Origin of the sequence: Streptomyces sp. NPDC019443 (assembly GCF_044389785.1) — a bacterium.
Lineage (GTDB): Bacteria > Actinomycetota > Actinomycetes > Streptomycetales > Streptomycetaceae > Streptomyces.
The window spans coordinates 198,339-210,471 of sequence record NZ_JBIRYJ010000007.1; the positions used below are offsets into that span (position 1 = coordinate 198,339).

Here is a 12,133-nt window from a genome sequence, read left to right on the forward strand (position 1 = left end):
ACATCCGATGTATCGGCCCCCATTATGCGTCCCAAAGGGTGGTCGGAGCCTCCTCCCGCACGATTGGGGCGATCTTCTCGGCGAATCGCTGGAGCGTTTCGATCTGTTCTGCCCGATCAAGCCCGAAACCGTCCTCCGTGATCGACTGCAGATTGTGCCGGTACACCTCGTGGCGGCCGAGGATCTTGTCGATGATCTGCCGCGGACTGCCGATGAGCTGCGGCCCGTTCGCGATGGCCTCCGGCACCCTCGTCACCTTGCGGGGAGTGGCTGATGAGTGAGAGCACTTGAAACTTCATGCTTCAACTGTCCCCACGCCATGTCGCGGCAACGCGGCGGCCGTATGGCACGAGTAAGGGGCGGCCTCAGGGGAGGCCGCCCCTTACTCATCAACCGGTATCAGTCCTTGACCGGTATCAGTCCTTGTCGACGAGCAGCTTGTCGACCTTCTCGCGGATCTCGTCCGTCGCGAGGCCCCGGATCGTCAGCGTCGTGCGGCGGCGCAGCACATCGTCCGCCGTCTCGGCCCACTCGTGGTCGCGCGCGTACACGACCTGCGCCCAGATCTCCGGCGCGTCCGGGTGTATCCGCTCGCCGAGCGCAGGGTCGTCGTTGGCCAGGCGCGCGATGTCGAAGGAGAGCGAGCCGTAGTGCGTGGCCAGGTGCCGAGCGGTGTCCGCGGCCATCCGCGGGCCGGGCGTTCCGCCGTCGACCAGCAGCCGGTGCGCGACCGCGTTCGGGTTGGATATACCCGGCAGCGGGAGCTTCTTCGGCAGCCGCGAGATCGGCTCCATGTCCTCAGCCAGCGGCTGCCCGGGCAGGGCGGCCAGCTTGTTCATCACCGTACGGCCGATGTGGCGGAAGGTCGTCCACTTGCCGCCGGCGACCGACAGCATGCCGCCGCTGCCCTCGGTCACGACCGTCTCGCGCTTCGCCTTCGAGGTGTCGCCGGGACCGCCGGGCAGCACCCGCAGACCCGCGAAGGAGTACGTGATCAGATCGCGGGACAGCTGCTGGTCGCGGATGGAGAACGCGGCCTCGTCCAGGATCTGCGTGACGTCCTTGTCGTTGACCGCGACATCCGCCGGATCGCCCTCGTACTCCTCGTCGGTCGTGCCGAGCAGCAGCATGTCCTCCCAGGGGAGGGCGAAGGTGATGCGGTACTTGTCGATGGGGGTCGCCAGCGCGGCCTTCCACGGCGCGGTGCGCTTGAGCACCAGGTGCGCGCCCTTGGACAGGCGGATGGACGGAGCCGCGTTCGGGTCCTCCATCCTGCGCAGGTGGTCGACCCAAGGTCCGGTGGCATTGAGCACCAGGCGCGCGGTGACGCCGAACTCCGTACCGTCCATACGGTCCTTGAGCTCAGCGCCCGTCACCCGGCCCTTGGTGAAGCGCAGCCCGGTGACCTCGGCGTGGTTGAGCACGGTCGTGCCCGACTCGACGGCCGCGCGGACCGTCATCAGCGCCATCCGGGAGTCGTTCATCTGGTCGTCGCCGTACACGGCAACGGCCTTGAGGTTTTCCGTACGCAGCTCGGGAACGTCACGCTGTGCCTTGGCCGCGCTGATCACATGGCCGACGCCGTCGCCGAACGCGGAGAGCGCGGAGTAGGCGAAGACGCCCGCCCCGAGCTTCGCCGCGCCGTGCGGTCCGCCCTTGTAGACCGGCAGATAGAAGGTGAGCGGGTTGGCCAGGTGGGGAGCCACCTGACGGGATACCGCGCGCCGCTCGAAGTGGTTCTCCGCGACCAGCTTCACCGCGCCGGTCTGCAGATAGCGCAGACCGCCGTGGAGAAGCTTGGAGGAGGCGGAGGAGGTGGCGCCGGCGAAGTCGCCGGCGTCCACCAGAGCCACCCGCAGCCCGGACTGCGCCGCATGCCAGGCGGTGGAGATGCCCAGGATGCCGCCGCCGATCACCAGGAGGTCGTATGTCGCCTTGGAAAGCTGCTCCCGAGTTTCGGCGCGGCTCGGCAGGGAGCCGGAGGCCGGGTGCGTCCCAAGGGAAGGGACGCTCTGCAGGGTGGTCATCTCGAATTACTCCTCGTCAGCGTCGTCTTCGAGCCAGCCCATGGTCCGCTCGACGGCCTTGAGCCAGCTCTTGTACTCGCGGTCCCTTTGGTCCGCATCCATGTGGGGGGTCCACTCGGCGGCCCTGCGCCAGTTGGCGCGCAGAGCGTCGGTGTCCGGCCAGTAGCCGACGGCCAGACCGGCGGCGTAGGCAGCGCCGAGGCAGGTCGTCTCGGCAACCATCGGGCGCACCACCGGTGCGTCCAGGAAGTCCGAGAGGGTCTGCATCAGCAGGTTGTTGGAGGTCATGCCGCCGTCGACCTTGAGCGCGGTCAGCTCGACGCCGGAGTCCTTGGTCATGGCGTCACTGATCTCGCGGGTCTGCCAGGCGGTGGCCTCGAGAACGGCGCGGGCGATGTGCGCCTTGGTGACATAACGGGTCAGGCCGGCGATCACACCGCGGGCGTCGGGACGCCAGTACGGGGCGAACAGGCCGGAGAAGGCCGGTACGAAGTACGCGCCGCCGTTGTCCTCGACGGAGGAGGCCAGCGTCTCGATCTCGGCAGCGGAGTTGATCAGGCCCATCTGGTCGCGCATCCACTGCACCAGCGAACCGGTGACGGCGATGGACCCCTCGAGGGCGTACACCGGTGCCTGGTCGCCGATCCGGTAGCCGACGGTCGTCAGCAGGCCGTTGTACGAGTTGACGGGCTCGTGACCGGTGTTCATCAGCATGAAGGTGCCGGTGCCGTACGTCGACTTGGCCTCGCCCTCGGCGAAACAGGTCTGGCCGAACAGGGCCGCCTGCTGGTCACCGAGCGCCGAGGCGACCGGCACACCGGCGAGGGCGCCGCTCTTGGCGGTCCCGTACACCTCGGCGGAGGAACGGATCTCCGGCAGCACCGCGGCCGGGACCTCCATCGACTGGAGGATCTTCTCGTCCCAGTCGAGGGTGTGCAGGTTCATCAGCATGGTGCGCGAGGCATTGGTGACGTCAGTGACGTGGTGGCCGCCGTCGACGCCGCCGGTCAGGTTCCAGATGACCCAGGAGTCCATGGTGCCGAAGAGGATCTCGCCACGCTCGGCGCGCTCGCGCAGGCCCTCGACGTTGTCGAGCAGCCAGCGGATCTTCGGGCCGGCGAAGTACGAGGCCAGCGGCAGGCCGGTCTCGCGGCGGAACCGGTCCTGGCCGACGTTGCGACCGAGCTCCTTGCAGAGCGCGTCGGTGCGGGTGTCCTGCCAGACGAGGGCGTTGTGCACCGGCTCGCCGGTGTTCTTGTCCCACAGGACGGTGGTCTCACGCTGGTTGGTGATGCCGATGGCCTTGACGTCGGCGGAGGTGATGCCCGCCTTCGCGACGGCGCTGTCGACGACCTCCTGGACATTGGTCCAGATCTCGGCGGCGTCGTGCTCCACCCATCCCGGCTTCGGGAAGATCTGCTCGTGCTCCTTCTGGTCGACGGAGACGATCCGGCCGTCCGTGTCGAAGACGATGCAGCGGCTGGAGGTGGTGCCCTGGTCGATGGCCGCGATGAACGGGCCGGTGGTGTGTGTGTCGGTCACGGGTGTGCTCCTGAAGGCTGTAGGTGTCGGTCGGCTCAGGCGAACGCGATGTTGTAGATACCCGCGGCAATCGCTCCGCCGACCAGCGGGCCGACGACGGGAATCCAGGCGTAGCCCCAGTCGGAACCGCCCTTGTTCGGCAGCGGGAGCAGGGCGTGCACGATGCGCGGGCCCAGGTCACGTGCGGGGTTGATGGCGTAGCCGGTGGGGCCGCCGAGCGAGAGGCCGATGCCGACGACGGTGAGGGCGACGATCAGTGCGCCGATGACGCCCAGGCCCTTGCCGCTGTCGTTGAGGCCCTGGGTGAGCACCGCGAGCACGAGCACGATGGTGCCGATGATCTCGGTGGCCAGGTTCTGCCACACAACACGGACCTCGGGGCCGGTGGAGAAGACACCGAGGACCGGTCCGGCCTTCGGGGCGGCCTCCTCGCTGACCAGGCCTTCCTCGTGCGGCGGCGCGGCGATGATCTCCGGGTCCGTGAGGTGGGCCTTGAACTGTCCGTAGTACGCGATCCAGACCAGAGCGGCACCGAGCATGGCGCCGAGCAGCTGCCCGGCTATGTAGACCGGAACATTGCTCCAGTCCCCGTCCTTGACCGCGATACCGACGGTGACCGCCGGGTTGAGGTGGGCGCCGGAAAGGGTGCCCGTCATGTAGACCGCGATCATGACCGCGAAGCCCCACCCGAAGGTGATTGCCAGCCAGCCGGCGTTCTGAGCCTTCGAGCGCTTGAGTACGACGGCGGCGACCACGCCTCCGCCGAGCAGGATGAGTACGGCGGTACCAATGATCTCGCCGATGAAGATGTCGGAGCTGGACACCCGCGACTCCTTTGTCCTTCGTCCAGGGGAAGCCGAACCCCGGGTCCCTCCGGTGGTCCGCGCCCTCAGGTGAGGGCGATACCGGCCCTGGCATTGCCACACCCTACTGCGTATTGCCGGTAGGTGTTCGGCATTGCCGACCGATGAACGGAAGTTTTGTCCTCCGGTTAACAGGACGTCAAGGGCTTGTGGCCGAGTGACTCGATCGTTACCGACGGGCGAGCAAAAGCCTCAAAAGCGCCCGGCGCCGAGATCCCTGGAAACCGCCCTGGCACAGTCCCGTACCGCCGCGACCAGCTCGGAACGCAGCTCGCCGGAGTTGCAGACCCGCTCCACGGCACCCGTTATGGCAACCGCGCCGACGGGCATGCGGCGCCGGTCGTGGATGGGTGCGGCCACCGAGGCGACGCCCTCCCAGGTCTCCTCCACGTCGGCCGCCCAGCCCTGGGCCCGGGTGTGGTGGAGGACCGACTCGAACTCCTTCAGACCGGTAACGGTCCGCGAGGTGAAGACCTTGCGCTCGACCTCGAGGACCTCGGTGTGCGCCACCGGGTCGTACGCCGAGAGCACCTTCCCCAGTGCGGTGGAGTGCAGTGGCTGCATGGCTCCGACCTCCAGCACCTGGCGGCTGTCGTCGGGCCGGAAGACGTGGTGGACGATGAGGACGCCGTGCTGGTGCAGTACCCCGAGGTGGACGCTCTCGCCGCTGGAGCGCGCCAGGTCGTCCGTCCAGACAAGGGCGCGGGCGCGCAACTCGTGGACGTCCAGATAGCTGTTGCCGAGCCGGAGCAGCTCGGCTCCCAGCTGGTAGCGGCCGGACGCCGGGTCCTGCTCGACGAAGCCCTCGGCCTGGAGTGTGCGCAAAATGCCGTGGGCGGTGCCCTTGGCCAGGTCCAGCGAGGACGCGATGTCGGACAGGCCGAGCCGGCGCTCCCCGCCCGCGAGCAATCGCAGCATTGCCGCTGCTCGCTCGAGCGACTGGATGTTCTTCGCCATCTCTCGGGCCCTTCTCCACTGCGGTTCGACAATGCTGAACACTATCGGTCGATGTCGACCTTGGTTACCGCAGTGCAAGCCCTTCGTGGCTGAAAGCCATCACATGGGGCCGGGAACATGATGCCGTCCGCCCCGTGGGACGCCCACCCCTTTGTCGGTCGGCCCGGCTACGCTGGGCCCGTGCGCCTTCCACCGGAAGACGCAAAGCCGACAGCCGTCGCACTCCTGGGAGCACATCCATGGCCTTGCTGCCGACCCCCTCCGCTGACAGCCGGACCCGAATCGAAGCCCTGCGCGAAGCCCTCGCCACGCGAGTCGTCGTGGCCGACGGCGCGATGGGCACGATGCTCCAGGCGCAGGATCCGACGCTCGAGGACTTCGAGAACCTCGAGGGCTGCAACGAGATCCTGAACGTGACGCGCCCCGACATCGTCCGATCGGTCCACTCGGCCTACTTCGAGGTCGGCGTCGACTGTGTCGAGACGAATACGTTCGGCGCGAACCTCGCGGCGCTGGGGGAGTACGACATCCCTGAGCGGGTCTTCGAGCTCTCCGAGTCCGGGGCACGGATCGCGCGTGAGGTCGCGGACGAGTTCACCGCGACGACGGGGCAGCAGCGGTGGGTGCTCGGCTCGATGGGGCCGGGCACGAAGCTCCCCACCTTGGGCCACGCCCCGTATGTGAAGCTGCGGGACGCCTATCAGCAGAACGCCGAGGGCATGATCGCGGGCGGTGCGGACGCGCTGCTGGTCGAGACGACCCAGGACCTGCTCCAGACGAAATCCGCGATCCTGGGCGCCCGCCGGGCCCTGGACGCGACCGGCACCAACCTCCCCCTGATCTGCTCGGTGACGGTCGAGACGACCGGGACGATGCTGCTCGGCTCGGAGATCGGCGCGGCGCTCACCGCGCTGGAGCCGCTGGGCATCGACATGATCGGCTTGAACTGCGCCACGGGACCGGCCGAGATGAGCGAGCACCTGCGCTACCTCGCCCGGCACTCTCGTATCCCGCTGTCCTGCATGCCGAACGCCGGCCTGCCGGTCCTCGGAAAGAACGGCGCGCACTATCCGCTGTCGGCGGGCGAGCTCGCGGACGCGCAGGAGACGTTCGTACGCGAGTACGGGCTGTCGCTGGTCGGCGGCTGCTGCGGTACGACGCCGGAGCATCTGCGGCAGGTCGTCGAGCGGGTCCGCGATCTCGCTCCGACCGAGCGCGAGCCGCGCCCCGAGCCGGGCGCCGCGTCGCTCTACCAGACAGTGCCGTTCCGCCAGGACACCTCCTTCATGGCGATCGGTGAGCGTACGAATGCGAACGGGTCGAAGAAGTTCCGTGAGGCCATGCTGGAGGGCCGCTGGGACGACTGTGTGGAGATGGTGCGGGACCAGATCCGCGAGGGCGCGCACATGCTCGACCTGTGCGTCGACTACGTCGGCCGGGACGGTGTCGCCGACATGGAGGAGCTCGCGGGCCGCTTCGCCACTGCCTCCACCCTCCCCATCGTGCTGGACTCGACCGAAGTCGACGTCCTTCAGGCCGGGTTGGAGAAGCTGGGCGGCCGAGCGGTCATCAACTCCGTCAACTACGAGGACGGCGACGGGCCCGAGTCGCGGTTCGCGAAGGTCACCAAGCTCGCCGTCGAGCACGGCGCGGCGCTCATCGCGCTGACCATCGACGAGGAGGGCCAGGCCCGCACCGTCGAGAACAAGGTCGCGATCGCCGAGCGGATCATTGACGATCTGACCGGGAACTGGGGTGTGCTGGAATCCGACATCCTCATCGACACGCTCACGTTCACGATCTGCACCGGCCAGGAGGAGTCGCGCAAGGACGGCATCGCCACGATCGAGGCGATCCGTGAACTCAAGCGCCGCCGTCCGGATGTGCAGACCACGCTGGGCCTGTCGAACATCTCCTTCGGCCTGAACCCCGCCGCCCGGGTCGTACTGAACTCCGTCTTCCTGGACGAGTGCGTGAAGGCCGGACTGGACTCGGCGATCGTGCACGCCTCGAAGATCCTGCCGATCGCCCGCCTGGAGGAGGAGCAGGTCAAGGTCGCCCTAGACCTGATCTACGACCGGCGCGCCGAAGGCTATGACCCCCTGCAGAAGCTCATGGAGCTCTTCGAGGGCGTCAACATGAAGTCGATGAAGGCGGGCAAGGCCGAGGAGCTCCTGGCCCTGCCGCTGGAGGAGCGGCTCAAGCGCCGGATCATCGACGGCGAGAAGAACGGCCTGGAGGCCGACCTCGACGAGGCGCTCCAGACCCGCCCGGCTCTCGAAATCGTCAACGAGACACTCCTGGACGGCATGAAGGTCGTCGGTGAGCTGTTCGGCTCGGGCCAGATGCAGCTGCCGTTCGTGCTGCAGTCCGCCGAGGTGATGAAGAACGCGGTGGCCTTCCTCGAGCCGCACATGGAGAAGTCCGACGCGGACGGCAAGGGCACGATCGTCCTTGCCACGGTCCGTGGTGACGTTCATGACATCGGGAAGAACCTCGTCGACATCATCCTGTCCAACAACGGATACAACGTCGTCAACCTCGGTATCAAGCAGCCGGTTTCGGCGATCCTGGAAGCGGCCGAGGAGCACCGCGCGGATGTGATCGGCATGTCGGGTCTGCTGGTGAAGTCCACGGTGATCATGAAGGAGAATCTGCAGGAGCTGAACCAGCGCAAGCTGGCCGCCGACTACCCGGTCATCCTCGGCGGGGCCGCGCTGACGCGGGCGTATGTCGAGCAGGATCTGCACGAGATCTACGAGGGCGAAGTCCGCTACGCCCGTGACGCGTTCGAGGGTCTGCGTCTGATGGACGCCCTGATCGCGGTCAAGCGCGGTGTCCCCGGGGCGGCGCTGCCGGAGCTCAAGCAGCGCCGGGTGGCCAAGCGGGACACTGCCGTGCTGGAGGTCCAGGAGCCGGAGGGCGCGGTCCGCTCGGATGTCGCGATCGACAATCCGGTGCCGCAGCCGCCGTTCTGGGGCACCCGGGTCATCAAGGGCATCCAGCTGAAGGAGTACGCGTCCTGGCTGGACGAGGGCGCGCTGTTCAAGGGCCAGTGGGGCCTCAAGCAGGCCCGGACCGGCGACGGCCCGACGTACGAGGAGCTGGTGGAAACCGAGGGCCGGCCGCGGCTGCGCGGCTGGCTGGACCAGCTGCACACCAGGAACCTGCTGGAGGCGGCCGTGGTCTACGGCTACTTCCCCTGCGTGTCCAAGGGCGACGACCTGATCCTGCTGAACGAGGACGGCTCCGAGCGCACCCGCTTCTCCTTCCCCCGCCAGCGCCGCGGCCGCCGCCTGTGCCTCGCCGACTTCTTCCGCCCCGAAGAGTCCGGCGAGACCGACGTCGTCGGGCTCCAGGTCGTGACCGTGGGCTCGAAGATCGGTGAGGCCACCGCCGAGCTCTTCGAGTCTGACTCGTACCGCGACTATCTCGAACTGCACGGCCTGTCCGTGCAGTTGGCCGAGGCGCTCGCCGAGTACTGGCACGCCCGCGTGCGCGCCGAGCTCGGCTTCGCGGGCGAGGACCCGGCCGACGTGGAAGACATGTTCGCGCTCAAGTACCGCGGAGCGCGTTTCTCGCTCGGTTACGGAGCGTGCCCGGACCTGGAGGACCGGGCCAAGATCGCCGAGCTGCTGCAGCCGGAGCGGATCGGCGTCCAGCTCTCCGAGGAGTTCCAGCTCCACCCCGAGCAGTCCACCGATGCCATCGTCATCCACCACCCCGAAGCGAAGTACTTCAACGCACGTTAGTCGGCAGAGTCGTACACTGGTCGGTCCAGTGCAGGCCGGTCGCCTTCCCCATCTGGGAGGCGACCGGCCTTCTCGTCCCTCAGTGGAGGTGTGCCGGATGACCAGTACGGTCCCCGCGTCCTTGACCCGTTCGGCCGAGGGCTCTGCCCTGCAGGCCGTTTTTCTCGACATGGACGGCACCCTCGTGGACACCGAAGGCTTCTGGTGGGACGCGGAGGTGGAGGTCTTCGCCGATCTTGGCCATGAGCTCGACGAGGCATGGCGGGATGTGGTGGTCGGCGGCCCCATGACGCGCAGCGCCGGCTATCTCATCAAGGCGACCGGCGCGGACATCACGCTGGCCGAGCTGACCGTACTGCTCAACGACCGTTTCGAGGACCGCATCGGGCGCGGTGTGCCGCTGATGCCGGGCGCCGCCAGGCTGCTCGCCGAGCTCGCCGCCCACGAGGTGCCCACCGCCCTGGTCTCCGCCTCCCACCGCCGCATCATCGACCGAGTCCTCGCCTCCCTCGGTCCCCAGCACTTCGCGCTCTCGGTCGCGGGTGACGAGGTCTCGCGTACGAAGCCGCACCCGGACCCCTATCTGCTGGCCGCCCGGGGGCTGGGCGCACAGCCGGCGAGATGCGCCGTCATCGAGGACACGGCGACCGGTGTGGCGGCCGCGGAGGCGGCCGGCTGCCGGGTGGTCGCCGTGCCGTCCGTGGCGCCGATCGCGGCCGCCGACGGCCGGGTGGTCGTACGTTCGCTCGAAGAAGTGGACCTTGGTTTTCTACGCACCCTCATCACCACGATGAACTGATGCGCATACGGTCCGTGTTTCCCCCGTGCATCCGTCAATGGGTTTCGTAGGGTGATTTTCGTCACCCTGAGTGGTCACGCAGAGGTAAGTCCGGATCACTGCGCACCCTGGCCAGGGGTGCCGGGTCTGCCCTTGTGTCCGTATTGGTGGAGTGGTGTACGAATCGTTCCGTCGCATGCTCGTCCACTCGCGGGCAGGACTGATCACGGTGTGATTACGACCTCAACTCGGCCCTGGTCACGCTGTCCTGACGTCTCCGACTAATCTCGTCGCGAGTACTTCGCCGCTCACGGATGTATCCCGGCGGTTGCCCAAGCCATCCGGAACTCAGTGCCGATCGCTCTGTTTCCCCGGCCCGATCGCACCGCTCCGACCGGGCGGCCGCGGCGGAGTGCCCAAACCTTCGCTGTAACCCAGTGCCGGATGAGGAGAACGTCCAGGATGAACCGTAAGACTTTGGTGCTGTCGGCCGTGGTCGGCCTGCTCGCGCCCGTGCTGGTCGCCTGCGGCGGGACGGACGGCGGGTCCGGCGGCGGTGATGCCATTGTCGTGGGCACCACGGACCAGTTCATCGCCACCGCGGACGCCCCCGCGCCCCTCGACCCGGCCTACGCATACGACACCGGTTCGTGGAGCGTGCTGCGGCAGACCGTCCAGACGCTGATGCACGCTCCGCGCGGCGGCGGCGCGCCGGTGCCCGAAGCCGCCCAGTCGTGCAGCTTCACGGACAAGGTCAGCGAGAGCTACCGCTGCAAGTTGCGCAGCGGGCTGAAGTTCGCCGACGGCAGCGCCATCACCGCCGAGGACGTGAAGTTCTCCATCCAGCGTGTCCTGGACATCAACCCCGACAGCGGCACGGCCTCTCTCCTCGCGAACATCGACACGATCGAGGCCAACGGCGACGAGGTGGTCTTCCACCTCGCCTCGCCGGACGCGACCTTTCCGTACAAGCTCTCGACACCCGTCGCCGCCATCGTCAGCAAGAAGCACTACGACGGCAAGAAGCTCCGCGAGGGCCTGGAGGTCGACGGCTCCGGCCCGTACACCATGAAGACCGAGGCCAAGGGTGGTCAGATCGCCAAGGTCATCTTCACCAAGAACCCCTCCTACCAGGGCGACATCAAGCTCCGCAACGACAAGGTCGAGCTGCGGTCCTTCCCGGACGCCGACACGATGGGCAAGGCGCTCGACTCCGGCGACATCGACATCATGACCCGTGCGATGTCTCCCGACCAGATCAGGGATCTGTCCGAGAACCCCAAGGAAGGCATCGAGCTCACCGAGATGCCGGGTCTCGAGATCCGCTACCTCGCCTTCAACACCAATGACCCGTCGGTGAAGAACAAGGCCGTCCGGCAGGCCATGGCAGCCGTCGTCGACCGCGGCCAGATCGCGGGCCAGGTGTACGGTGCCACCGCCGAGCCGCTCTACTCGCTCATCCCGACGACCATCGCGGCGCACACCAACTCCTTCTACAACAAGTACGGCGAGCCGAGCCGCGCGAAGGCCGCGGACATCCTGCGCGACGCCGACATCACCACGCCGGTGAAGCTGAAGCTCCACTACACAACCGACCACTACGGCGCCGGCACGGCCAAGGAGTTCGAGGCGCTCAAGAACCAGCTGAACGCCACCAAGCTCTTCGACGTCACCGTCGAGGGCACCGAGTGGGCGAAGTTCCGTCCGGCCCAGAAGCGCGGCGACTACGCCGTCTACGGTCTTGGCTGGTTCCCCGACTTCCCGGACCCGGACAACTACATCGCCCCGTTCCTGGACAAGGGCAACTTCCTCAACACCCCGTACGTCAGCACCGTGGCGCGGCAGCTCATCCCGCAGTCGCGCCGTGCCGCCGACCGGACCGCCGCGTCCGACGCCTTCACGCGGATGCAGGAGATCGTCGCCACCGACGTGCCGTTCCTGCCGCTGTGGCAGGGCAAGCAGTACGTCGCCGCCCGCACCGGCGTCAGTGGCGTCGAGCGGGTGCTCAACTCCAGCTCGGACCTGCAGCTTTGGGAGCTTGGAAGCGGCACCGAATGACCCCCGCGGTATCCGGATGAAGCAGTCGGGGGGGGGGCCCCGCCCCCCCCCCCCCCCCGGGGGGGGGGCCGGGGGGGGGGGGGGGGCCCCGGGCGCCCCCGACCCCCCGCCGAAGCGGAAAACCCCGCCGGCACCCCCGCGGCCCCGCCCCCAGAA

Annotated in this window: 7 protein-coding genes and 1 pseudogene; 3 read left to right on the plus strand and 5 right to left on the minus strand. The window is 68.0% G+C overall.

The features are described 5' to 3' along the window. Positions 1-22: 22 nt before the first annotated feature. The 5 genes and pseudogenes from ACH492_RS23420 to ACH492_RS23440 all read right to left on the minus strand — a co-directional run. Positions 23-247 (minus strand): annotated as a pseudogene (locus tag ACH492_RS23420) (LLM class flavin-dependent oxidoreductase); the annotation flags it as partial. Positions 248-416: 169 nt separating this feature from the next. Further along, positions 417-2,027 (minus strand): FAD-dependent oxidoreductase, encoded by a 1,611-nt coding sequence (locus tag ACH492_RS23425; protein ID WP_398989511.1) that lies wholly within the window; start codon positions 2,025-2,027, stop codon positions 417-419. Positions 2,028-2,033: 6 nt separating this feature from the next. Next, complete coding sequence (glpK, locus tag ACH492_RS23430; protein WP_398989513.1) at positions 2,034-3,569, minus strand: glycerol kinase GlpK; 1,536 nt, start codon at positions 3,567-3,569, stop codon at positions 2,034-2,036. A 35-nt stretch (positions 3,570-3,604) separates the two neighbouring features. Next, positions 3,605-4,393 carry an MIP/aquaporin family protein gene (locus ACH492_RS23435; protein WP_398989515.1) on the minus strand — a complete coding sequence of 263 codons (789 nt, stop codon included), beginning with the start codon at positions 4,391-4,393 and terminating at the stop codon, positions 3,605-3,607. A gap of 231 nt (positions 4,394-4,624) precedes the next feature. Next, positions 4,625-5,389 carry an IclR family transcriptional regulator gene (locus tag ACH492_RS23440; protein ID WP_398989517.1) on the minus strand — a complete coding sequence of 255 codons (765 nt, stop codon included), beginning with the start codon at positions 5,387-5,389 and terminating at the stop codon, positions 4,625-4,627. A 239-nt stretch (positions 5,390-5,628) separates the two neighbouring features. Between ACH492_RS23440 and metH the strand changes: the two genes are divergently transcribed. From metH to ACH492_RS23455, 3 genes are all read left to right on the plus strand, one after another. Further along, entirely contained in the window at positions 5,629-9,141 is a 3,513-nt protein-coding gene (gene metH, locus ACH492_RS23445) for a methionine synthase (protein ID WP_398989519.1), read from the plus strand. Between the two features lie 97 nt (positions 9,142-9,238). After that, positions 9,239-9,940: an HAD family hydrolase gene (locus ACH492_RS23450; protein ID WP_398989521.1), complete on the plus strand. Its 702-nt coding sequence runs from the start codon at positions 9,239-9,241 to the stop codon at positions 9,938-9,940. Positions 9,941-10,381: 441 nt separating this feature from the next. Beyond that, entirely contained in the window at positions 10,382-11,977 is a 1,596-nt protein-coding gene (locus ACH492_RS23455; protein WP_398989523.1) for an ABC transporter substrate-binding protein, read from the plus strand. Positions 11,978-12,133: the final 156 nt, after the last annotated feature.